Below are 22856 nucleotides of genomic sequence, written 5' to 3' on the forward strand. Positions count from 1 at the left end.
ATCACCACCGGTAACCTCACCGGGACGGTGGGTGCTGACACCATCACGCTGACCGGCGCACAGCTCGACGCGATCCTTGCAGGTGCAGGCACCATCAACCTGGGCGCAGGCACAGGCGACACCCTCAACCTGACTTCGACCTCGGCCGACCTGAACACCCTGGGTGCAACGGATGCCTCGATTCAGGGCGTCGAGGCCATCTCGGCTGCCACGGCGGCTGCGGGCGTGACGATCACCCTGACGAACCAGACAGAAGCCTTCACGGTCACCGGCTCTGGCAGTGCGGACACCATCACTGGTGGTACGGCTGCTGACAGCATCAGCGCCGGCGCCGGTAACGACACGATCGTGGGCGCAGCCAACGACACCCTGCTCGACGGTGGCGCTGATGTGGACACCCTGAACATCGGAGCCGCTTTCACCGCCACCGGTGACGCGCAGATCGCCAACATCGAGAACATCGTGCTGACCGCAGCGGCCACGGTAAACCTGGCCAATCAGACCGAGGCCTTCACGGTCACCGGCTCTGGTGGCGTAGACACCATCACTGGCGGCGCAGGTGCCGACAGCATCAGCGCCGGTGCCGGCAACGACACGATTGTGGGTGCAGCCAACGATACATTGCTGGATGGTGGCGCTGATGTGGACACCCTGAACATTGGGGCCAACTTCACCGCCACTGGCGATGCGCAGATCGCCAATATCGAGAACGTCGTTCTCACAGCGGCGGCGACGGTAGACCTGAGTAACCAGACTGAGGCCTTCACGGTCACTGGTTCTGGCAGCGGAGACACGATCACTGGCGGCACGGGCGCAGACAGCATCAGCGCCGGTGCCGGCAACGACACGATTGTGGGCGCAGCCGACGACACGCTGCTCGATGGTGGCGCCGATGTCGACACCCTGAACATTGGTGTCAACTTCACCGCGACCAGTAATGCACAGATCGCCAACATCGAGAACATCGTGTTGACGGCAGCTGCCACGGTGAACCTGGCCAACCAGACCGAGGCTTTCACGGTCACTGGTTCTGGCGGCGCAGACACAATTACTGGTGGCACAGGTGCCGACAGCATCAGTGCCGGTGCGGGCAACGACACGATTGTGGGTGCAGCCAACGACACCCTGCTCGATGGTGGCGCCGATGTGGACACCCTTAACATTGGTGCCAACTTCACCGCCACCGGTGATGCACAGATCGCTAATGTGGAGAACATCCTGCTGACCGCAGCGGCCACAGTGAACCTTGCGAATCAGACCGAGGCCTTCACGGTCACCGGCTCTGGCGGCGCAGACACCATTACCGGGGGTACCGGCGCAGACACCATTGACGGTGGTGCTGGCAACGACACGATTGTGGGTGCAGCCAACGACACCCTGCTCGACGGCGGAGCCGATGTCGACACCCTGAACATTGGTGCCAACTTCACCGCCACTGGCGATGCACAAATCGCCAATATCGAGAATATCGTCCTCACAGCGGCCGCCACCGTGAATCTGGCCAACCAGACCGAGGCCTTCACGGTCACCGGCTCTGGTGGCGCAGACACCATCACTGGCGGCGCAGGTGCCGACAGCATCAGCGCCGGTGCCGGCAACGACACGATTGTGGGCGCAGTTGAAGACACGCTGCTCGATGGTGGGGCCGATGTGGACACGCTGAACGTTGGCGCCAACTTCGTTGCCACCAGCGACGCACAGATCGCCAACATCGAGAACATCGTTCTCACAGCGGCGGCGACGGTAGACCTGAGCAACCAGACCGAAGCCTTCACCGTGACCGGCTCGACCGGTGTTGACAAGATACTCGGTGGTGCGGGCGCAGACACCCTTTTGGGTGGCGATGGCGCCGATATTCTGGCGGGCGGTGCGGGGAATGACACCCTGACGGGTGGCGCGGGCGCTGACCAGTTCCGCATGACCGACCTGAGCGGTAACGACAGGATTGTTGACTATGTCGACGGCACCGACAAGATTGCCTTCCTCGACAATGGTGGCACCACGCTGGGCAGCGTGAACTTTGCGAATACCACGGGCAGTCTGGCCGGTACCGCGCTGGCTGCAGCAGACTTTGTAACGTCGGCGTCCATCTCGGCGATGGCCAACAACACCGACAACAAGGTGGTGGTCATTACAGCTTCGTTGACCACGGCGCAGATCACCACACAGGCAACTGGCGGTAACTCGCGCCTCAACGACTATGTTTTCGTGTTCAACTCGACGACGGGTCGGGGTGAAATCTGGTTTGACGATGACTGGAAGAACACCGCCAACCGCACGCAGATTGCGACGCTGGACAACATCACCTCGCTGGCCCAGTTGACAGCCATCACTGCTGCCGACATCGTGGTGTACAACAACCCCACCGACCCGATCATCCTCGACCTGGGTGAAACCGGCTTCAGCTTCAACCCGATTGGCAATGGCGTCAGTTTTGACCTGAATGCCGACGGCATCCAGGATCAAACCGCGTGGACGACCGGAACCGACGGCATTCTGGTCATTGACCTGGATGGCTCGGGCATCATTGAAGACGGCAGCGAGATGTTCACCCCGTGGTACGCAAACGGCAACTACGCCAGCGGTGTGGCAGCCATGGCCACGCTGGACAGCAATGCCGACGGCGTTTTGAGCAGCGAGGACGACAATTTCCACAAGCTGCAGGTGTGGCTGGATGCCGACCAGGATGGTGTCAGCGACATGGGCGAGCTGGTCAGCCTGACCGATGTGGGTATCGCGTCCCTCAACCTGCACACCATCGTGAGCGGCGGCGAGATCGACGGACAGTTGGTCATGTCCGAGGGAGCGTTCACCTACATCGACGGTGGCACAGGCATGTACGCCGAGATCGGATTTGATGCCACCCTCAGCACCACGGACACCGCCGAGGCCGACGACAGCAACGCCATCGTGGTGGAGCCAGGCGGCAACACCTATATTGGCACCACGGCGGCTGACGTGTTCGAGTGGCACCTCAACGATGGCAGCACGGCAGGTTCACCGGTGGTCGATACGCTGCTGGACTTCGGTATCGCAGCGCGCTCCGAGGGCGGTGATGTACTGGACCTGCGCGATCTGCTGCTTGGCGAGAGCGCTGCAGTGGACCAGGACAACCTGGCCAACTTCCTGCACTTCGAGAAGTCGGGCAGCGACACGATTGTTCACATCAGCAGCACCGGCGGTTTTGCCAGCGACTCGCACGAGGTGGGCGCGCCGTCCGCTGCCGTGCTGGGCGCTGCAGACCAGCGCATCGTGCTGGCCGGCGTGGACATGATCGGCATGAACACCACCGACCAGCAGGTGATTCAGGACATGCTGAACAAGGGCAAGCTCAACACGGACTGATCGATCCGCACCTGCTGGCACGGAGCCGGGCAGGGTGCGGATGTGGTGCCCTTGTGGTGCTGCGTCTCCGCTCTGGCGCCCACATACGGCGCCGGCCAGCGGCTTCGGGTTGAGACGCTGTCTACGTGTGCACGGCCCGTCAGCCGGTGTGTTCGCGCGCTGCGGGCCCTGCCGCGCCGTTCAGACCGAGGGCTGCCAGCTCGGCCAGCTCCAGCGGATCGACCACGCCTTCGGCATACACATCGGTGCCGATGTGGTGGGCGATGCTGGTCAGGCCGCGCAGGAAGTTCTGGTTGCCGGTGTTGTAGTGCAGACCCCGGATGAAGCTGGAATCGACCTTGAGATAGCTGAGGCCCAGATCGTGCAATTGCCCGATGTCGCCCAGCTGCCGACCCACATGCTGCAGGCCGACGCTGCACCCGGTTTTCTTCACCGCCACACAGAAGGCGCGGAAGGCGGGCAGCTGTTCGGTGGCATCGGCCTCGGGCAGCTGCAGCGACAGGCGGGAGGCCAGCGACGCATCGTGTGCCAGTTCGCCCAGCAGCTCCTTCACGAACCGGGCCTCGCGGCAGGAAATGGCCGAGATTGTGATGGCCAGTGAAATGCCGGGCACCTCCTTGAGCTGGGCCAGACCGAGCTGCACGGCTTTCATGTCCAGCGTGCTGGTCAGGCCCAGCTGCTCGGCAATCTGCGACAGGCGGCCCATCGGCTGCCAGCCGTCCTGGTTCTGCAGCAAGACCTCCAGCACGCATTCGCGGTGAATCAGCCGGCCGTTCAGGTCAACCACGGGCGTGCTGGCCAGCCGCACGCGCTTTTCCTCCAGCGCCTGCTGGAACACCGGCATCCATTGCGACGCGGCTGGCGATGTACCCGACATCGCAGTCGATGCGTGGTGCACCGCGCGGCCACCGCCCGCCGCTGCACTGCCAGCGGCCTGGGCCAATGCGGAGGTGGCCTCCGCCATCAGGCCGGCGAGGTCCTGGCCGGGTTGCAGCCGCGCCAGACCGATGGCCACCTGCAGGTGATCGACCTGCGCCTGTCGGCCGGCGGCCTGAAGCTCCAGAATCAGCGTGTCTGCCAGCGCGTGGGTGTCGGCGGTGCGGTGCATCAGCATGGCAAAGTCGGCATCCTTGAAGCGGGCTGCCAGGGCATTGGCGCCGCGGGTGTGGTCGGCCAGTATCTTGGCGCAGGCCTTGAGCAGCTGGTTGGTTGCCGGGGTGCCGAGTCTCGCCTCGATGCCCGACATGTCGAGCAGGCGCACCAGCAGCAGCGTGTGGTCGATCTTGTCTTCGCTTTCCAGCGATTCGAGCAGCTGCACCACGAAGAAGGTCTGGTTGGCCAGGCCGGTGAGCGGGTCGGCATTGGCCTTCAGGCGCACGTCCTTGAGCTTGCCGGCTTCCTCTTCAAACATGGTCTTGATGCGCAGCACCATGCTGTTCATCGCGGCGGCGAGCTGGCGCAGCTCGGGCACCGCCGGTTCTTCGATGGTGACGAAGTTGCGCTGGCTCACCGCCTGGGCCTGCCCGATGACGCGGTCCAGCGGGCCCTGCAGCCGCCGCAGGATGCGGGTGCCGAGGTAACCGCCGAGCAAGCCGGTCACGCACAGCGCGCCCATCAGCTGCCAGATGCTGTTCCAGAGACTGCGGTAGGCCACGCCGCTGTTGCTGATCACCGTGATGGTGCCCAGCTGCCGCCAGCCGTTGCTGATGCTGGCTTCGCCCGCCTCGCCGTTCAGCGGCAGCAGGCGCACAAACCAGTCGGGCACGCCGTACTGGCCTGCAGGTGCAATGCGCTCAGACATGATTTTTCCTGCGGGATCGACCACGCGGATCAGCTCGTAGTGGCCGCTGTCGAACAGCGAGGCGACAGTCAGGTCCACCATAACCGGGTCGGGCTCCTGCCGGCTCAGGGACAGGGCCAGCGCGGCGGCGTTGTCGACGTTCTTTGAGGTCAGTTGCTGCGAGAGGTACTGCCGTGCGTTCTGTGTGGAGGCCAGCAGACCTCCCAGCAGCGCGAGCAGCGTGCTGACAATCATGGCTAGCCAGAGTTGGCGGTACATCGACATAAGAATCCTCTCGGTACTATCTCTTGATAGCGGGTGCAAAACAAGTCAAATCGCAATCCAGTTCGCAATCCGGTTCGTGGTTCATGGCGCTAGATCCCATCGAATCCCTCAGCCTTCACACGCGCCAGCAGCTCCTGCCAGCGCGACAGGCTGGCAGCGCCACCCGGGCCGCGCGGGCCCTGCACGCCCTGCCACAAGCCCTGGCGGTTGAAACTGAACACCGGAAACAGGTCAGCGCGGCGCGACGCTGGCAGCAGGTCGCCCACCAGGTTGTCCAGAATCAGCGGCTCGGCATTTGGCTCGGGGTACCAGGCCAGCACCATGTGGGCCTGCGTGATGCTGCTGCTGGCACCGCCAATGCGGGCCTGGACATAAATGAGGCGCAACTGCTCGTCGGGCACGCCCAGCAGCAGCAGGCTGAAGTACTTGCCGATGGCGAAGTCCTCGCAGTCACCGGCACCGCGGCCCAGGGTTTCAAGCGGCGTGGCCCAGTAGTCGTTTTGCGACCAGATGACCTTGTCGTCGCCAAAGCGGGTGCGCCGGTTGAAGAAGTCGTTGACCCGGCGCAGCTTGGCGGTGTCGGCTTCTGCCGCGCGTGGCTGGACCAGCGCCTCCCAGTCCCGCAGCGAGGCCAGGCCCGGCTGGCCGAAGCGCTGGCTCATCACGCTGCGCATGCGCTCGTAATCGACTGCGGCCACCCGGAAGGTGGCCAGCAGCAGCGCCAAAAGCACCGAAAATACAGCGACGACGGTTCTGACGCGGCTCAAGTGTGTGGTTTCCGCTTAAAAACGGAGCTTCCGTGGTTTATTTGTTTGCAGTCGCCAAAAACCTAAGTTACCATGAAAAAAGTCATATAAAACAGTCACTAAGCGGGTTTTATTAAAGCGTTTTCAAATTCATCTGAGGTGTCGTTTGAGCCCGTCTGATTTGCCGAAAAACCCGCCTTGCCACCGTCAACACATGCCGCTTACAGCCATTCCATGCCACCTTCATTTTTCTGCTGGCCATCCATCGGCACGGATCACCGGCATGGATTTTTCCAGCCGGGTGCCGCATGTTCTGGCCTCCACAGCCCAGCGTAGCTGAATATGACCTCCACGCCTAGTCGATTCGACGCTGACTTCCCTGTCAACAGCCGCCTCACCTCCGTCTGGCTGGCTGTGGCTGCCCTGGCTTTTTCCATGGCTGCTGCTGCGCAACCGGCATCGCCGCCGACGGTACTGACGCTGCGCGACGCCGCCCAGAGCGCGGTACTGAACAACCCCGACGTGCTGGCCAAATGGCATTCCATTCGTGCAGCCGATGGCGAGCGTTCAGCGGCCGCAGGCGCGCTGTTGCCGCGGGTGGACCTGGCCCTGTCAGGCGGGCGCGAGCGTCGCGACGACACCACCTTCCGCGGCAACCTGAACCGTTCCTCCACCACGATCTCGATCAGCCAGTTGCTGTACGACGGCTTTGCAACCCGCAACGAAGTGCGGCGCCTGGACCACGCACGGCTGGTGCGGCTGTATGAATTCCTCGACACCTCCGAAGCCGTGGCTTTCGAGGCGGCGCGCGCCTACATTGATGTCCTGCGCTTTCGGGAAATGGTGCGGCTGGCCGAAGACAACTACGTGGAGCACCGTGCAGTCTTCGCGCAGATGGAACGCCGCGTCAAGGCCAAGGTGGCCCGCGGCGTCGATCTGGAGCAGACTTCTGCCCGGCTGTCATCCGCCGAAGCCAATCTGCTGACGGAAACCGCTAATCTGCACGACGCCACTGCGCGCTTTCAGCGTGTGGTCGGCATGCTGCCCGCCGCCGAAATGCCGGTGCCGGCGCAACTGACATTGAACATGCCGGCTGATCCGGCCGCCGCCGTGCAGCAGGCCCAGCAGCGCAACGGCGCCTTGCTGGCGGCCGTGGAAAACGTGCGCGCCGCCAGCTCTGCGCTGGACAGCCGCAGCGGCGCCTTCGGTCCCCGTGTGGATTTGCGCTTGCGCCGTGAAAGCGGCAGGAACCTGAGCGGCACCACCGGCACGCTGGACAGCAATGTGGCCGAAGTCGTGCTGAACTGGAACCTCTTCGCCGGCGGTGCCGACCGCGCCCGCAACCAGCAGTTCGCCAGCCAGCTCAATGCGGCCAAGGACCAGCGCGACAAGACCTGCCGCGACATCCGTCAAACCCTGCTGATCGCCTTCAACGATATCCGCAAGATCAAGGAGCAGCTGGCCTTTCTGGACCAGAACAAGGTGTCGCTGGAAAAGGCCCGCAATGCCTACCGCCAGCAGTTCGAGATTGGTCAGCGTACCCTGCTGGACCTGCTTGATACCGAGAATGAGCTTTACCAGTCGCGCCGCACCGTCTCCAACGCCGAGCAGGACCTGAGCCTGGCCTACATCCGCGCCCATGCCGCACTCGGCACGCTGCTGACCTCGCTGGACCTCACCCGCATGGATGTGGGAGCCATTCCCGCCCTCGACAGTGCCGATGGCGCCAACGATGTGTCACGCCAGTGCCCGCCCGACGCGGTGGCGGTGTACACCGTGAACAAGGGCGTCCTCGACGAGCGCGCTAACGAGCAGATCAAACAGACGGCGGTGCTCAATGCCCGCGAGCGGGCCTTGCAGGAGGCCGCCCAGGAAACCTTGCGCCAGCGCGAAAGCGAGGCCGGCGCCGCGCCGCCAGCACCACCATCGACGCCGCCCGCCCGTCAGCCGGCGCGGCCGCCATCGCCTTCGCCGTCCTCGTCAGTGATTCCGTCACTGCCGCCGACCGGCAACGCACAGCCTCTGGCGCGCGAGGCCGGTGTGGCCACCGAAAGCAGCCCGCAACCTTCAGCGCGTGCCGAGCTGCTGCGTGCTTTGCAAGCCTGGCGGGCCGCGTGGGTGAACCGGGATATCGACACCTACCTCGCCGCCTACTCCGAGAGCTATGCGCCGCTGGCACCTGCAGGCAGCAGCCGCAGTGCGTGGGAGGAGGGCTTGCGCAGTTCGTTCCGCCGCGTTGCCGAGGTCGAGGTCAAACTTTCCGACGTGACGGCAACGCCGAGCGATGACCAGAGCGCGACGACCGTGTTCACGCAGACCTATCGCTCGCCGAAGTACCAGGACGTGGTCACCAAGACCTTGCGCTGGGAGCGGCAGAACGGCCGCTGGGTGATCGTGCGGGAAGTGTCGGCGCCCCAGTTGGCCGTGGCAAGCGCTCCACCCGCGCAGAACAGTGCCACTGATGCGAGCGCCGCCCGTGCAGTGACTGCGCCTGTGGTTGCGGTGCAACCGGCCGCGGCTGCACCAGCAGCGCCGGCGGTTGAAGCAGCAAAAGCAGTCGCAGCGCCGTCTGTCCAGACCGTCGCGGCTGGCCCCTCAGCGCCGCCTGCATCGTCAGCCGTTCCCCCTGCACTGGCTGAAGCGCTGGAAGCATGGCGTTCTGCGTGGGTCCAGCGGGATGTCGAGCGTTACCTTGCGGTGTATGCGCCTGACAAAGCGCCTTCTGGCAGCGGCGACCGAAAGGTGTGGGAAGAGAACCGTCGGGCGTTGATCAGCCGCGCCTCGCAGGTGTGGATTGATGTGTCGGGCGTGGAAGTGACACAGAACGAGCCGACGCGTGCCACCACGGTGTTCAAGCAGTCGTACCGCTCTGCCACTTACCAGGACGTGGTCAGCAAGACGCTGCGCTGGGAACTGGTCGATGGCCGCTGGCTGATCGTGCGCGAGATTTCTGCCAAGTGGACCGGTCAGGATGACACGGTGGCCTCAAACAATCGTTGATTAGAACGCTTGGGTTGCTCCTCGGGGCAACTCATTCACCCTGCCTGTTCAAGCGGGCAGTACAGCGGTGACTTCAATCTCCACCCGCGCCCTGGCTTCCACCAGGCCTGCCACCTGCACGCAGGTCATGGCCGGAAAGTGCTTGCCCATCACCTCGCGGTAGGCGCCGCCCAGCGCCTTCAGGCTGGCGATGTACTCCTCGCGGTCCACCACATACCAGGTCATGCGGGCCATGTGCTCAGGGCCACCGCCTGCGGCCTCCAGCACCGCGCGGATGTTGAGCAGCGTCTGCCGCGTCTGGACCACGAAGTCGTCGCTTTCAAATTCCTGCCGGGCGTTCCAGCCGATCTGCCCGCCAACGAACAGCAGGCGCCCCTGCGCAAGAATGCCGTTGGCGTAGCCCCTGGGTTCGGCCCAGTCGGGTGGCTGGATTTTCTGCAGTGTCATGGTGTTTTGTTCAGTTGTTATTGTTGAAGGTAGGGCAGCAGCGCGTCGCGCAGCGGCTGCGGAATGCGCACCGGCTTGCCGTTCGGGACCTCGGAGTACACGACCACGCCATGCGCCCTGAGCTTGAGGGTGCTTCCCGCCTCGCCCGGACCATGGATCTCGTAGTGCATGCCGATGCTGCTGTTGCCCACCTTGGTCAGCGACAGCGTCAGTGTCAGCACATCACCGTTGCGGCACATGCCGAGGAACTCGGTTTTCAGGTCCACGATGGGCACGCCGATGCCGCTGGTAATCAGGGTGTGCTCGGGAAAACCGATGTGCGCGAGAAAGTCCTCCTGCACCTCGTGCAGCAGGTAGAAGAACTGCGGATAAAACACAATGCCCGCCGGGTCGCAGTGGTGAAAGCGCACCTGCTTCTGCACGGAAAACGTCAGTGCAGTCGTCATGACAACTGCCTTAATTTGAAGCGCTGCAGCTTGCCGGTTTCAGTACGCGGCAGCCGGGGCACGAACTCGATCTGCCGTGGGTACTTGAAGGGTGCCAGCGTGGCCTTGACGTGCTCCTGCAGCGCCTTGACCTGCGCCGCATCGCCCGCAGCGCCAGGCTTGAGCACCACAAAGGCCTTCACGATCATGCCCCGCTCTTCATCGGGCATGCCGACCACGCCGCACTCGGCCACCGCCGGGTGCTTGAGCAGCGCGTCTTCGACCTCCGGTCCGGCCACGTTGTAGCCGGCGGTGATGATCATGTCGTCCGCACGGGCCTGGTAGAAAAAGTAGCCGTCGGCGTCCTGCAGGAAGGCGTCGCCGGGGTAGTTCCAGCCGTCCTTCACGTAGCGGGTCTGGCGTTCATCAGCGAGATAGCGGCAACCGGTCGGGCCGCGCACTGCCAGCTTGCCGACGCTGCCGCGCGGCAGTTCGGCGCCGTCGTCGTCGACCACTTTGGCTTCGTAGCCGGGCACCACCTTGCCGATCGCGCCGCGGCGCACGTCGGCACCGGCGGCAGAAATGAAAATGTGAAACATCTCGGTGGCGCCGATGCCGTCGATCATCTCGATGCCGGTGGCGTCTTTCCAGAGCTGGCGGGTGGCGTCTGGCAGACCCTCACCGGCGCTGACGCACAAGCGCAGTTTCGGCAGGCCTCGCTGCTTGGCGAAGGGCGCCATCTGCCGGTAAAAAGTGGGTGCGGTGTAGCAGATGGTTGCGCCCTGCTGGCCGATCAGCTGCACCATGGCTTCGGGCGTGTAGGGAATCGACGGGTAGTACACCGACGCGCCCGCCCACATCGGAAAGATCAGCATGCCGCCCAGACCAAAGGTGAAGGCCAGCGGTGGTGAGCCCATCACGATGTCGTCCGGTGTGGCCTTCAGCACATGGCGCGGCCAGGCCTCGCAGGCCGCGAGGATGTCGCGGTGCGTGTGCACGGCCGCCTTGGGTTGGCCGGTGGTGCCGGAGGTGAAGGCCATCATCGCCACATCGTCTGCCGCCACCGGGCAGGGTGTGTAGCGTCCGTCTTTCTGCGACGACAACACCGCCAGCGAGCCCGGCTCGCTCATCAGATTGAAGGGCACGATGGTCTGCAGGATGTCGCCTTGAGCCCTGGCCGTCTGCAATTCGTCCAGCAGGGTGGCATCGCACAAAGCCAGCGCCGGTTGGGCCTTGTTGATGATCTCGCCCAGTTCCTTGGCGCGCAGCAGCGGCATGGTCGCCACCGCCACCAGCCCGGCCTGCACCACGCCCAGCCAGGCCAGCGCCATGCCGATGGAGTTGCCGCCGCGCAGCAGCACCCGGTTGCCAGGTACCAACGCGAAGTCCTCCACCAGCACCTGCGAGATGCGGTTCACCCGCTCCAGTGCGTCGCGGTAACTCAGGGTGATGCGGTCCGAGCGCAGAAAGGGCCGGTCGGCGTGGCCGTTGGCGAAAGCCTTGTCAAAAAGCGTTTGCACCAGATTGGCCTGATCGGGAATCTGCAGTTCGGGCCGGTTGTAGATGAGTGCTGGCCACTGCTCGCGCGGCGGCAGGCGGTTATGCACAAAGCGGTCGGTCTGTGCAGAGGGCACGGTGGCGCTCATGATTGCAACACCGCCTTTCCGATGATGAGTTGCTGCACTTCAGTGGCGCCTTCGTAAATGCGCAGCGAGCGGATGTCGCGGTACAGGCTCTCTACCTTCGTTCCCACCTTCACGCCCATGCCGCCGTGCATCTGCAGCGCCATGTCGATCACCTTTTGCGCGTTCTCGGTGGCCGTCATCTTGGCCATGGCGGCGGCCACGGTGCGCTGCTGGCGGGCCGCGGCGCCCGATGCGTCGGGCTGGATTTCGCTGCTGTCGCGCAGCCACGCCGCGCGGTAGGTCAGCAGCGCGGCCGCGTCGATCAGCGCCGCCATCTCACCGAGCTTGGCTTGCGTCAACTGGAAATCCGCCAGCGTGTGGCCGAACATCTTGCGCTGCTGCGCATGGGCAATGGCTTCTGCCAGCGCACGGCGCGCCATGCCCAGTGCTGCGCCCGCGACCGAAGCGCGAAAAATATCCAGTGTCTGCATCGCCAGCTTGAAACCGCCATTCGCCTCACCCAGTTGCGCCGAGGCCGGCAACTGGCAGTCGTTGAAACGCAGCGTGGCCAGCGGGTGCGGCGCCATCACCGCGATGTGTTCGCTGCTGTCGAGACCCGGTGTGTCTGCATCGACGATGAAGGCGGTGATGCCGCGTGCGCCGGCGCTCGCATCGGTCTTGGCAAACACCACATAGAAGTCGGCAATGCCGCCGTTGCTGATCCAGGTCTTGGTACCGTTCAGCGTCCAGCCGCTGGCTGTTTGCACCGCGGTGGTGGCCATCGCGGCCACATCCGATCCGGCCTCGGGCTCGCTCAGTGCAAAGGCGGCAATCCTGTCGCCTGCAGCCACTTTTGGAAGGTAAGCCGCCTGTTGCGTTGCCGTGCCCGCCAGCGTGATGGCACCACTGCCCAGCCCCTGCATGGCAAAGGAGAAATCGGCCAGCGGCGATTGAAAGGCCAACGCCTCGCGCAGGATCACCAGCGCGCGCGAGTCGAGTGCGGGCAGTGCACCACCCAAGGCGCCGTTGTTCCCGGCTGGCACGCAGTAGCGCAGCCAGCCCTGCGCGCCCAGCAGCTTTACCCATTCACGACAGGCGCGCCGGTCGTCGCTTTCGTCCAGCTGTTGCTGCGCCACCCAGGGTGACAGGCGCGCCGCCAGTGCCCGGTGCACATCGTCGAAGAAGGGGAGCGCAAGATGCTCGGTGGTGGGCGTCATGGCTCAGTCCCCCGCAAACACCGGCTTCTGCTTCGCTGCAAACGCTTCATAAGCGCGGGTGAAGTCCTGCGTCTGCATGCAGATCGCCTGAGCCTGCGCTTCGGCCTCGATGGCCTGGTCCAGCGTCATGGCCCACTCTTGGTGCAGCATGGTCTTGGTCATTGCATGGGCAAAGGTGGGGCCGCTGGCCAGTTCGTGTGCGAGCTTCTGTGCTTGCGCCAGCACGTCCTGCGGCTCGTACAGGGCATTGAAGAAGCCCCAGTTCAAGCCTTCTTGCGCCGTCATGGCGCGACCGGTGAACAGCAGTTCGGATGCGCGGCCCTGGCCGATCAGACGCGGCAGCAGCGCACAGGCCCCCATGTCAGCGCCGGCCAGCCCGACACGCGTGAAGAGGAAGGCGGTCTTGGCCTGCGGCGTGCCCAGGCGCATGTCGGCAGCCAGCGCCATCATCGCGCCGGCGCCGGCGCAGATGCCGTCAATGGCGGCGATGACGGGCTGCGGGCACAGACGCATCGCCTTGATCAGGTCGCCCGTCATGCGGGTGAACTCCAGCAGTTCGGGCATGGTCATTTTGGTGAGTGGCCCGATGATCTCGTGCACATCGCCGCCTGAGCAGAAATTGCCACCGGCCCCGGTGATCACCACCGCCTTGATGTCGGTGGCGCGGTTCAGCGCATGGAACAGGTCGCGCAGCTCGGCATACGAGTCAAAGGTGAGTGGGTTTTTGCGCTCGGGCCGGTTCAGCGTGAGCGTGGCGACGCCGCCTTCCACCGCGTAGGCAAAGTGCTTCGCCTGATGACTGGCCATCGCATCGAACTGGGCGCGCATCGGGTTGTGGTGTGTGATGTAGTGCTTCATGCGGCTTCCAGTTTGCTGGCGCTGAGTTGATCGGTGTGGTGCTGCTTGACCTTGCCCAGCAGGCGGTGCAGCGATTCGACTTCGCGTGCGGAGAGGCCTTCGAACGCGGCGACGATCCAGGCCTCGTGCTGGCGCGCCATCTCGTCGAACTGCTTGCGTCCGCGGGCGGTGAGCCTGACGCGGTAGGCGCGCCGGTCACCCGTGACCTCGACACGCTCCACCAGCCCCTCATTGACCAGCTGATCGGTGATGCCGGTGACATTGCCGCCGGTGACCATCATGCGGCGCGACAGCTCGTTCATCTTCAGACCTTCGGGGCTGCGTTCGAGCTGCGCCATCAGGTCAAAGCGGGGCAGGGTGGTGTCGAACTGCTCGCGCAGCTGGGTGCGCACCTGTTTCTCGACCAGTTGGGTGCAGGTCAGCAGGCGCAGCCACAGGCGGAGCGCCTCCGGGTGTTCGCTGTGGCCTCGGGCTTCCAGGTCCATGGGTGTCTCCATTCCGTTCTGTGGGCTGTTCTTATTTCAGGGCGGGTCCGGTGGATGCCGTCTGTTTCTGCAGCTCGCGGTACAGCTGGTCACGGCCGCTCAGGTAAGGTAGTGGCCAGTCGACTTGCCGGCTTTGCAGCTTCGCGGCTTCATGCAGCGTCCAGGCCGGGTCGGCCAAGTGCGGACGGGCAATGGCGCAGAGGTCGGCACGCCCGGCCGCGATGATGCTGTTGATATGGTCGGCCTCTGAAATCGCGCCGACGGCAATCGTCCGGATGCCCACCTCGTTGCGGATGCGGTCGGCAAACGGCGTCTGGTACATGCGGCCGTACACCGGCTTGGCGGCGCGCGTGGTCTGGCCCGAAGACACGTCGATGAAATCGCAACCGGCGGCCTTGAACAGGCGCGCGATGTGGATGGCGTCATCGGCGGTGTTGCCACCCGGTGCCCAGTCGTGTGCGGAGATGCGCACGCTCATCGGCAGATGGGCGGGCCACACCGCACGCATGGCGGCGAACACCTCCAGCGGGTAGCGACAACGGTTGTCGAGGCTGCCGCCATACTCGTCGGTGCGCTGGTTGGTCAGCGGCGTGATGAAGCTCGACAGCAAATAGCCGTGCGCGCAGTGCAGTTCCAGCCAGTCAAAGCCGGCTTCCGCCGCGTAACGGGTGGACTGCACGAATTCGGCCTTCACGCGGTCCATGTCGGCGCGCGTCATCGCCTGCGGTGTCTGGTTGTTGGGGCCGTAGGCCACGGCGCTTGCTGCGAGCAGCGGCCAGTTGCCTGTGGGCAAAGGCTCGTCGGCGGCTTCCCAGCCCACTTGTGTCGAGCCCTTGGGGCCGCTGTGACCGAGTTGCAGGCCGATCTTCGCGCCCTGGCCCGAGGCATGGACGAAATCAACGATGCGTTTGAAGCCCTGCATCTGCACCGCGTTCCACAAACCGGGGCAGCCCGGGGTGATGCGGCCTTCGGCGCAGGGGGCTGTCATCTCGACAAACACCAGGCCTGCACCGCCCAGTGCGCGTGCGCCCAGGTGCACCAGATGGAAGTCCTGCACCAAACCATCGACAGCGCTGTAGGTGGCCATGGGCGAGACGACAATGCGGTTCTTGAGCAGCAGCTCGCGCGCCTTCAGCGGTGTGAGCATTGGAAGCACCGGCTTGCCGCCGGCCAGCCACTGCTCGTAGCCTTGCAGCCATTTGGCATCGCGTACACGCAGATTCTCGTGGCTGATGCGCTGTGAGCGGGTTAGCAGCGAATAGAAAAACTGCTCAGCCTCCAGCCCGCTGTAGCGATCCACATTCTCGAACCACTCGGTGGAGTTGCGGGCGGCGTTCTGGATCTTCAGCACCTCGACCGACCGCAGCGCTTCATAGGCCTGCAGCGCTGCGTCGGTGCTGCGGTGCTGCGCAAAGCAGTTGGTGAGCTCGATTGCGTCTTCCAGCGCGAGCTTGGTGCCGCTGCCAATCGAGAAGTGCGCGGTGTGTGCGGCGTCGCCCATGAGCACGATGGGCACTTGCTTGTTGCCGATGTCTTCTCGGTGCACCCAGCGCTCGCACACCACACGCGGAAAGCGGATCCAGATCGCCGAGCCGCGCACATGGGTGGCGTTGTTCATCAAGGGGTTGCCATCGAGGTACTTGGCAAACAGCCGCTCGCAGAAGGCGATGCCATCTTCCTGGCTCATCTGGTCGAGGCCATGGGCTTTCCATACCGCTTCGGGCGTTTCGACAATAAATGTCGAGGTGTCGGCATCGAACTTGTACGCATGGGCGGCAAACCAGCCGTGTTCGGTGCGCTCGAAGGCGAAGGTGAAGGCGTCGAAGGTCTTGCGTGTGCCCAGCCAGACAAAGCGGCAGGCGCGCAGTTCGACGTCAGGCTTAAAGGTGTCGGCGTAGCGGTTGCGGATGCGGCTGTTGAGGCCGTCGCTGGCCACCACCAGATCAGCCGCATAGCGGGCGGCGATGGCCTGGTCGTCCTGCACATCGGTTTCAAACACCAGATCGACGCCCAGCGCCATGCAGCGGTCCTGCAGGATGTTGAGCAACCGCTTGCGGCCAATGCCGCAAAAGCCATGGCCACCCGAGCGCACGCTGCGGCCCTTGAAGAACACCTCGATGTCGTCCCAGTGGTTGAAGGCGTCACCGATCAGCTGCGCGCTGACCGGGTCGGCCGCCCGCAGGTTGCCCAGCGTCTGGTCAGACAGCACCACGCCCCAGCCGAAGGTGTCAAACGGGCGGTTGCGTTCCACCACGGTGATCTGGTGGGCCGGGTTCTGCAGCTTCATCAGCAGCGCGAAGTACAAGCCGGCAGGGCCGCCGCCGAGGCAAAGGATGTGCATGGATGCCGCTTCCCGAAATTGGTTTGACCTTAATTGTTGAGGTCTAAACTAAAATCGTCAAGCGGGTTTTCCGAGTCATGCGCCCGGTGCCCTTCGACAGGCTAAGGACGAACGGAATTCAATCAGCCTGAGATAGAGGCCGCAAGGTCTTCAACCCAGCGGAGCCGCGGGACCTGGCTTCACCAGACCGCAGGCGGACGGCCCCCTGAGGGGGCAGGGAGTTACGCGAAGCGAACGACCGTGGGGGCTCCATTCACTTCGCCTGAAAACCACCCGCCCGGTAAGTAAGCACCAACGTGTCCCGGAAGCCATCGCTCGTTTGCTCATCGGCCGGCAGGATGGGCGTTGTTTCGTGGATCACGCGCGCATCGTCCAGTAGCAGGGCAGTCAGCGGCTGCTGCATCACAAAGCGCACGCCGTGCGGGCCATGTGCATCAAAGACCCGGGTCTCGCCGCCCTTTACACCGTGGCGGGCCACCATCATCACCACCACGAAGTTCACGCCATCGCGGTGCGCGCCTTCAGGGGTGGGGCGACCCACGCCGCCCGCAGTGTCGATGCGGAACTGGTGCGCCTCGATGTACCAGTGCGGCACCGGCGTGACCTCGGCAAACAGCCGGCCAAAGCCGGCCAGCAGGGTGGTCCATTCGGGGGCCTGCGCCACGGCGGGTTCGACCGGGTCAAACCAGCGCTCAAAGCCGCCGTGCAGGGCGTTGTAGTCGGTGGGCTGCCAGTGGGCGCGGTGCGGTGTGGGCGCCAGCGCACCGGTGGCTTGGGTTTGCACATAGCAGGCGTGCCGGCGACGGCGGTAGTGCCCGCCGTCTTTCAGGTGCGCATCTGGAGGCAGGCGGTCCCACGAGCGGGCGATGGGGGCCCATCCATCGGCCCAGCCGGGGCTGGGCAGCTGCAGGGTGGCGGTCAGCTCGGCGGGCATCAGCAGGCTGATGCCATCCTGCCGGAGGCCCTGGGCGGCCGGTTTTTGAACGGTGGCGATATTGAACATGTCCGCTATTTTGCGTGACCTTGATCAACTGGCCGTGGCGGGGCAGGCTTGGCCTACAGACATGTGGCCTGCAGGTGTCCATAATGAAAGCGGACATGGCGTCTTCAGGAGGTATGCATGCTTTACAAATTCAGATCGAAGGACACCGGCGACGTGATCATGCTGGAGGCCAACGGCCGGCGCGTGCTGGAAATCATCGGCAAGGACCCCGGGCCCAAGGGCATCATCCTGCCTGAACAGATGCCCGCCGCCATCGAGGCGCTGGAGCAGGCGATTGCCCTGGAGCACGCCCGCGACAAGGAAAAGGGCGAGGAAGGCGAGGATGTGCCCGGCGACAGCGTGAGCCTTCACCAGCGCGCCATGCCTCTCATCGGCATGCTGCGCCGCTGCCATGCCGCCGGGCATGAGGTGGTGTGGGGCGTTTGATCGGCCGCATGAGGATGCGGCCTTTGCACGCCGCCCATGAAAAAGGCCCGCGACTGCGGGCCTATTTATTTCTCAGGTGACTGAAGGTGCTGGCGTTGCGCCCTCAATCCACCTTGGCGCCGGAGGCCTTGACCACCTGCGCCCACTTCTTGTGTTCGGCATCGATGAAGGCCGTGAACTGCTGCGGCGTATTGCCACCCGGAATGGCGCCCTGGGCCAGCAGCTTTTCCTTGATGGCTGGCGTGCTCAGTGATTTGCTGACTTCCTGCTGGATGCGGCTTACGATGTCGGCCGGTGTGCCCGCAGGTGCGAGCAAGCCAAACCACGAGCTGGCTTCAAAGCCTTTGAGCGTCGGGCCACCGGCCTGCTCGACTGTAGGAATATCGGGCACGGCGCCTGAACGCTCGGCGCTGGTCACGGCCAGTGCCTTGAGCTTGCCCGACTTGATGAGCTGCATTGACGAGGGCAGGTTGTCGAACATCACATCCATGTCGCCACTGACCAGGGCCAGCAAGGCCGGGCCGGAGCCGCTGTACGGAAAGTGCGTCATGTAGGTGCCGCTCATGGTCTTGAACAGCTCGCCCGCCAGGTGGATGGAGGTGCCGTTGCCGCTGGACGCCATGTTGAACTGCCCGGGCTTGGACTTGGCCACGCGGATGAAGTCCTGCACGCTGTTGATACCCGCTGCTTTGGCTTTCTCGGCATTGACCACCATCACATTGGGCACACCGGCCACCAGTGTGATGGGTGCGAAGTCTTTCTGCGCGTCGTAGGCAAGCTTGGTGTACAGGCTCTTGTTGATGCCGTGCGTGCCGACAGTGCCCATCAGCAGCGTGTAGCCATCTGGTGCCGACTTGGCCACCACATCGGCACCGATGTTGCCACCTGCACCCGCGCGGTTCTCGACCACAAACTGCTGACCGAAGGCCTTGGACAGCTCGGGCGCCATCGCGCGGGCCAGGATGTCGGTGGTACCGCCGGGCGCGAAAGGCACGACGATCTTGACCGGCTTGTTGGGCCAGGGGCTTTGCGCCAGTGCGGGCCATGCGCCAACCGTCAGCGCGGCCAGCACGCAACCGGCCACGAGGTGCCGGCGATTCTTTTGGTGAGAAGGGTTCATCACGTGTGTCTCCATCATTGTGGTGTGTTGCGGGCTAACGATATCGTTCGCGGCATGCGGCTTCAAGAGGGTTACACCTGACAGAAGCGCATGCGAAGGCCCATGAAAAAAGCCGCCAGGGTTGCCCCGGGCGGCTTTGGATTCAGAAGCAGGCCCGGCCTGCCCTGCTGTGTTGCTGCGTATCAGTCCGCGAACTTGCCTGCGGCTTCCACCACGGGCTTGATCTTGGCGATCTCTGCGGCCACGAAGGCCTTGTGAGCGGCAGGCTCGACACGCTTGTCGTTCACCACGACGGCGCCCAGGCCTTCCTGCTTCTTGATGAAGTCAGGGTCCTTCAGGGCGACCTTCAGCGCGTTGTTGAGCTGGGTCAGCACGGCAGGGGGCGTGCCCTTCGGTGCGTAGAGACCGTGCCAGATGGTGAGGTCAAAGCCTTTCAGGCCCATTTCCTGCAGCGTCGGGTAGTCCTTGAGCAGCTTGTTGCCGCTCAGTGGCTTGGCGGTGGTGACGGCAAAGGCCTTCACGCGACCGGCCTCGATCTGGCCGACCGTGTTGGTGGTCTGGTCGCACATCAGGTCGACCTGACCGCCGACCAGTGCATTCATGGCCGGTGCGGTGCCGCCGAACGGAATCGTCGTCATGGCTTCGCTGGCCTTCACGGCCGACTGCCACATCAGGCCGCACAGGTGTGAGGCTGATCCCAGACCGGCGTGGGCAATGTTCAGCTTGCCGGCGTTGGCGCGGATGTAGTTCTCGAAGTCACGGTAGTTGTTGGCGGGCAGCTGGGGCTTGCCAATCAGCGTCATCGGCACTTCGTTGATCATGCCGAGGAACTCGAAGTCTTCAAGCGGCTTGTACTGCAGCTTGCGGTACAGCGCTGGCGTGGCGGCCATGCCGATGTGGAACAGCAGCAGGGTGTGGCCGTCCGGAGCGGCCTTGGCGACCTTGGTGGCGCCGATGGTGCCGCCAGCGCCGTTGACGTTTTCCACCACGAAGTTGGCACCGCCACCCATGGACTTGCGCATGGCTTCAGCCAGGTCGCGTGCCACGCGATCGGTCGGGCCGCCTGCTGCAAACGGCACCACGAAGGTGACGGCGCGGGAGCCCGGGAAGGTTTGGGCTTGGGCGTTGGCGAACATCGCCGTTGCGGCTGCTGCAAGAACTAAAAGACGCTTCATCGAAGTCTCCTTGAATGTGTGAATATGGGCGCAGTTTACGGCTCGCTTACGCCCCGCGCATCGCGGGAACTACGTAAGTGCTATCCCATGTAGGGACAATCCCGCCGGCCCTTTACTGAGCCTTTACCGAGCCCTTGTTGAGCCTTCCTTGAGCCCTTCCGGAACGCTCAGACAGTGCGCAACATGGCGCTTGTCTTACTTGTAACTGCGCGCGTCTTCAATCACCTTGCCGTCGTTGGGCAGACTGCCCGGCGCCAGCAGTTCCACATCGCCGCGCAGCTTGGTGATGTCGCGAATGGCTTCGCCGATGCGCGACTCCAGCCCGTGGGGATGCGACTCGGCCTCGACCTTCAGCGTCATGCTGTCACTGGCCATCTCGCCGGTGACGACCAGGCGCGCCTTGAGCACTTCCGGAAAGCGCCGTGCAATGTCAGCCACCTGGCTGGGGTGCACAAACATGCCGCGGATTTTGGTCGTCTGGTCGGCGCGCCCCATCCAGCCCTTGATGCGGGTGTTGGTGCGACCTGTGGGGCAGTGCCCCGGCAACACGGCCGACAGATCGCCGGTACCAAAGCGGATCAGCGGGTAGTCTGGGTTGAGTGTGGTGACCACCATCTCGCCGACCTCGCCCTCGGGCACCGGGTCGCCGGTACCGGGCCGCACGATTTCAACCATCACGCCTTCGTCCAGCACCAGGCCTTCGCGGGCCGGGGTCTCGTAGGCGATCAGGCCCAGGTCTGCGGTGGCATAGCTTTGGTAGACGGCCAGGCCCCGCTCCGCGAACCAGTCGCGCAGGCTGGGTGGCAAGGCTTCGCCGCCGGTCAGCCCCTTGCGCAGGCTGGAGATGTCGCTGCCGGTTTCCTGCGCTTTCTCGACCAGGATACGCAGAAAACTCGGGGTGCCCATGTAGGCGTCGGGCCTGAGCTCGGCGATCGCCTGCAGTTGCTGCTCGGTCTGGCCCACACCGGCGGGGAACACGGTGCAGCCGACGGCGTGCGCACCGGATTCCATGATGAAGGCACCGGGTGTCATGTGGTAGCTGAACGCGTTGTGCACCAGCTCACCGGCGCGAAAGCCTGCAGCAAACGCCGCACGTCCTGCGCGCCAGTAATCCTTTGCCGTGCCCTCGGGTTCATAGACCGGGCCAGGCGAGGAAAACAGCCGGGGCATGCCGGGGCCACGCACCAGTGCCGAGAAGCCACCGAAGGAATCCGCAGGCCGGCTGGCCTTCTGGCGGTCAAACAGGTCGTGCTTGCGCGTCACCGGCAAGCGCGCCAGCGCCTCGCGCGAGGTCACGCCAGCCGCATCCACGCCAGCCAGAATTTCTGCCAGCGCGGTGGTGGTCTTTTGCGCATGGGCCACCTGCCGCGGCAGTGCCGCCATCAACGCCGCTTCGCGCTGCGCCGGATCGCGGGTTTCAAGCGCGTCGAAGAAATCGCTCATGTGAAATTCCGAAGGTGTTGAAAAGTAGGGTTACAAAAAGGGAGGACCCTTCGATACCTCAGGGCGAACGGGAAAATGCGAAGTTCAAAGCCCAGCGGAGCCGCGGAACCGGCTCTGCCGGGCCGCAGGCGGACGGCCCCCTCGGGGGGAGTAACGCGGCAAGCGAAGCTACAAGCGTGGGGGCCACGGTGCGCAGCGCCGGGCCGCCCCAAGCAAGCACAGCCCCCTCGGGGGGCAGCGCAGTACACGAAGTGACAAGCGTGGGGGCCATATTCAAGCAAGCCACCGCTTGCGCCTCTTGTAGCTCTTCACATCCTTGAAGCTCTTGCGCTCGCCACCGCCCACGCCCAGATAGAACTCTTTCACGTCCTCGTTGTTGGCCAGGTCGCTGGCAGCGCCGTCCATCACCACACGGCCGCTCTCCATGATGTAGCCATAGTCGGCAAACTTCAGCGCCATGTTGGTGTTCTGCTCGGCCAGCAGGAAGGTGACTTTTTCGCGCTCATTGAGGTCTTTCACGATGGTGAACACCTCTTCAACGATCTGCGGCGCCAGGCCCATCGAGGGCTCGTCGAGCAGCACCATCGAGGGGTTGGCCATCAGCGCGCGGCCAATCGCACACATCTGCTGCTCACCGCCCGAGGTGTAGGCCGCCTGCGAGGTGCGCCGCGTCTTCAGGCGCGGGAAGTAGTTGTAGACCTTCTCCAGATTGGCCGCGATCTCGCCCTTGTCCTTGCGGGTGTAGGAGCCGGTCATCAGGTTTTCCTCGATGGTCAGGTGGGCAAAACAGTGACGGCCTTCCATCACCTGCACCACGCCGCGCTGCACCAGGTCGGCGGGCGAGAGGTTCTCGATGCGCTCGCCGCGCAGCTCGATGGAGCCCTTGGTCACCTCGCCACGTTCCCCCTTGAGCAGGTTGGAAACAGCCCGCAGCGTGGTGGTCTTGCCGGCGCCGTTGCCGCCCAGCAGTGCGACGATGCGGCCTTGCGGCACCTGCAGCGACACGCCCTTGAGCACCAGGATGACGTGGTTGTAGATGACCTCGATGCCGTTGACGTTGAGAACGATGTCGTTTGAGTTCATAGCTTCGTTTTCTGTACCAATCGACAGGCCTGCCTGCAAGCCTGTCGATTGG

General features: G+C 64.2%; 17 protein-coding genes. 3 read left to right on the plus strand and 14 right to left on the minus strand.

Annotated elements, in window-relative coordinates; all coding sequences use genetic code 11:
- On the plus strand, positions 1-3345 hold a 3345-nt coding region (locus AAG793_RS10250), incomplete at its 5' end, for a calcium-binding protein (RefSeq protein WP_341907727.1).
- Between the two features lie 139 nt (positions 3346-3484).
- Here the strand turns inward: AAG793_RS10250 and AAG793_RS10255 are convergent.
- Together AAG793_RS10255 and AAG793_RS10260 are read right to left on the minus strand one after the other, a co-directional pair.
- On the minus strand, positions 3485-5410 hold the full coding sequence (locus AAG793_RS10255; protein WP_341907729.1) for a LapD/MoxY N-terminal periplasmic domain-containing protein: 1926 nt from the start codon (positions 5408-5410) through the stop codon (positions 3485-3487).
- Between the two features lie 89 nt (positions 5411-5499).
- Positions 5500-6177 carry a transglutaminase-like cysteine peptidase gene (locus AAG793_RS10260; protein WP_341907732.1) on the minus strand — a complete coding sequence of 226 codons (678 nt, stop codon included), beginning with the start codon at positions 6175-6177 and terminating at the stop codon, positions 5500-5502.
- Between the two features lie 321 nt (positions 6178-6498).
- Between AAG793_RS10260 and AAG793_RS10265 the strand changes: the two genes are divergently transcribed.
- Positions 6499-9156: a TolC family outer membrane protein gene (locus tag AAG793_RS10265; RefSeq protein ID WP_341907734.1), complete on the plus strand. Its 2658-nt coding sequence runs from the start codon at positions 6499-6501 to the stop codon at positions 9154-9156.
- Between the two features lie 48 nt (positions 9157-9204).
- Here AAG793_RS10265 and AAG793_RS10270 read toward each other — a convergent pair whose 3' ends face one another.
- The 8 genes from AAG793_RS10270 to AAG793_RS10305 form a co-directional block, all read right to left on the minus strand.
- Positions 9205-9603 carry a RidA family protein gene (locus AAG793_RS10270; RefSeq protein ID WP_341907737.1) on the minus strand — a complete coding sequence of 133 codons (399 nt, stop codon included), beginning with the start codon at positions 9601-9603 and terminating at the stop codon, positions 9205-9207.
- A gap of 17 nt (positions 9604-9620) precedes the next feature.
- Positions 9621-10049 carry a thioesterase family protein gene (locus AAG793_RS10275; RefSeq protein ID WP_341907740.1) on the minus strand — a complete coding sequence of 143 codons (429 nt, stop codon included), beginning with the start codon at positions 10047-10049 and terminating at the stop codon, positions 9621-9623.
- Positions 10046-11674, minus strand: a complete 1629-nt coding sequence (locus tag AAG793_RS10280) for an AMP-binding protein (RefSeq protein ID WP_341907743.1) — start codon at positions 11672-11674, stop codon at positions 10046-10048. Before AAG793_RS10280 ends, AAG793_RS10275 begins: the two co-directional genes overlap by 4 nt.
- Positions 11671-12870 carry an acyl-CoA dehydrogenase family protein gene (locus AAG793_RS10285; protein ID WP_341907745.1) on the minus strand — a complete coding sequence of 400 codons (1200 nt, stop codon included), beginning with the start codon at positions 12868-12870 and terminating at the stop codon, positions 11671-11673. Before AAG793_RS10285 ends, AAG793_RS10280 begins: the two co-directional genes overlap by 4 nt.
- Positions 12871-12873: 3 nt before the next feature.
- The gene (locus AAG793_RS10290) at positions 12874-13728 is read right to left on the minus strand and encodes an enoyl-CoA hydratase family protein (protein ID WP_341907748.1); all 855 of its coding nucleotides are present in this window, start codon (positions 13726-13728) and stop codon (positions 12874-12876) included.
- Positions 13725-14213, minus strand: coding sequence for a MarR family transcriptional regulator (locus tag AAG793_RS10295; RefSeq protein WP_341907751.1), 489 nt, complete (start codon positions 14211-14213; stop codon positions 13725-13727). The genes AAG793_RS10290 and AAG793_RS10295 overlap by 4 nt, the downstream gene beginning before the upstream one ends.
- Before the next feature lie 31 nt (positions 14214-14244).
- Positions 14245-16554, minus strand: coding sequence for a bifunctional salicylyl-CoA 5-hydroxylase/oxidoreductase (locus tag AAG793_RS10300; RefSeq protein WP_341907754.1), 2310 nt, complete (start codon positions 16552-16554; stop codon positions 14245-14247).
- A 253-nt stretch (positions 16555-16807) separates the two neighbouring features.
- Entirely contained in the window at positions 16808-17557 is a 750-nt protein-coding gene (locus AAG793_RS10305; RefSeq protein ID WP_341907757.1) for a 2OG-Fe dioxygenase family protein, read from the minus strand.
- Positions 17558-17674: 117 nt separating this feature from the next.
- Between AAG793_RS10305 and AAG793_RS10310 the strand changes: the two genes are divergently transcribed.
- The gene (locus tag AAG793_RS10310) at positions 17675-17983 is read left to right on the plus strand and encodes a DUF1840 domain-containing protein (RefSeq protein WP_341907759.1); all 309 of its coding nucleotides are present in this window, start codon (positions 17675-17677) and stop codon (positions 17981-17983) included.
- A gap of 103 nt (positions 17984-18086) precedes the next feature.
- Here AAG793_RS10310 and AAG793_RS10315 read toward each other — a convergent pair whose 3' ends face one another.
- The 4 genes from AAG793_RS10315 to AAG793_RS10330 form a co-directional block, all read right to left on the minus strand.
- Positions 18087-19103, minus strand: a complete 1017-nt coding sequence (locus tag AAG793_RS10315; RefSeq protein ID WP_341907762.1) for a tripartite tricarboxylate transporter substrate binding protein — start codon at positions 19101-19103, stop codon at positions 18087-18089.
- A 182-nt stretch (positions 19104-19285) separates the two neighbouring features.
- Positions 19286-20278: a tripartite tricarboxylate transporter substrate-binding protein gene (locus AAG793_RS10320; protein ID WP_341907765.1), complete on the minus strand. Its 993-nt coding sequence runs from the start codon at positions 20276-20278 to the stop codon at positions 19286-19288.
- A gap of 195 nt (positions 20279-20473) precedes the next feature.
- Positions 20474-21721 (minus strand): AMP-binding protein, encoded by a 1248-nt coding sequence (locus AAG793_RS10325; RefSeq protein WP_341907766.1) that lies wholly within the window; start codon positions 21719-21721, stop codon positions 20474-20476.
- Positions 21722-21994: 273 nt separating this feature from the next.
- Entirely contained in the window at positions 21995-22804 is an 810-nt protein-coding gene (locus AAG793_RS10330; RefSeq protein ID WP_341907767.1) for an ABC transporter ATP-binding protein, read from the minus strand.
- Between the last annotated feature and the right edge of the window lie 52 nt (positions 22805-22856).

The sequence above is a fragment of the Polaromonas sp. YR568 genome, from assembly GCF_943372955.1.
Classification (GTDB): Bacteria; Pseudomonadota; Gammaproteobacteria; order Burkholderiales; family Burkholderiaceae_C; genus Polaromonas.

What these genes read in the sequence shown, in the direction of transcription:
- AAG793_RS10280 (WP_341907743.1), bottom strand. Translation starts at nt 11,674, where the DNA reads ATGAGCGCCACCGTGCCCTCTGCACAGACCGACCGCTTTGTGCATAAC.
- AAG793_RS10265 (WP_341907734.1), top strand. Translation starts at nt 6,499, where the DNA reads ATGACCTCCACGCCTAGTCGATTCGACGCTGACTTCCCTGTCAACAGC.
- AAG793_RS10285 (WP_341907745.1), bottom strand. Translation starts at nt 12,870, where the DNA reads ATGACGCCCACCACCGAGCATCTTGCGCTCCCCTTCTTCGACGATGTG.
- AAG793_RS10320 (WP_341907765.1), bottom strand. Translation starts at nt 20,278, where the DNA reads ATGAAGCGTCTTTTAGTTCTTGCAGCAGCCGCAACGGCGATGTTCGCC.
- AAG793_RS10290 (WP_341907748.1), bottom strand. Translation starts at nt 13,728, where the DNA reads ATGAAGCACTACATCACACACCACAACCCGATGCGCGCCCAGTTCGAT.
- AAG793_RS10270 (WP_341907737.1), bottom strand. Translation starts at nt 9,603, where the DNA reads ATGACACTGCAGAAAATCCAGCCACCCGACTGGGCCGAACCCAGGGGC.
- AAG793_RS10325 (WP_341907766.1), bottom strand. Translation starts at nt 21,721, where the DNA reads ATGAGCGATTTCTTCGACGCGCTTGAAACCCGCGATCCGGCGCAGCGC.
- AAG793_RS10310 (WP_341907759.1), top strand. Translation starts at nt 17,675, where the DNA reads ATGCTTTACAAATTCAGATCGAAGGACACCGGCGACGTGATCATGCTG.
- AAG793_RS10300 (WP_341907754.1), bottom strand. Translation starts at nt 16,554, where the DNA reads ATGCACATCCTTTGCCTCGGCGGCGGCCCTGCCGGCTTGTACTTCGCG.
- AAG793_RS10330 (WP_341907767.1), bottom strand. Translation starts at nt 22,804, where the DNA reads ATGAACTCAAACGACATCGTTCTCAACGTCAACGGCATCGAGGTCATC.
- AAG793_RS10295 (WP_341907751.1), bottom strand. Translation starts at nt 14,213, where the DNA reads ATGGACCTGGAAGCCCGAGGCCACAGCGAACACCCGGAGGCGCTCCGC.
- AAG793_RS10315 (WP_341907762.1), bottom strand. Translation starts at nt 19,103, where the DNA reads ATGAACCCTTCTCACCAAAAGAATCGCCGGCACCTCGTGGCCGGTTGC.
- AAG793_RS10275 (WP_341907740.1), bottom strand. Translation starts at nt 10,049, where the DNA reads ATGACGACTGCACTGACGTTTTCCGTGCAGAAGCAGGTGCGCTTTCAC.
- AAG793_RS10305 (WP_341907757.1), bottom strand. Translation starts at nt 17,557, where the DNA reads ATGTTCAATATCGCCACCGTTCAAAAACCGGCCGCCCAGGGCCTCCGG.
- AAG793_RS10255 (WP_341907729.1), bottom strand. Translation starts at nt 5,410, where the DNA reads ATGTCGATGTACCGCCAACTCTGGCTAGCCATGATTGTCAGCACGCTG.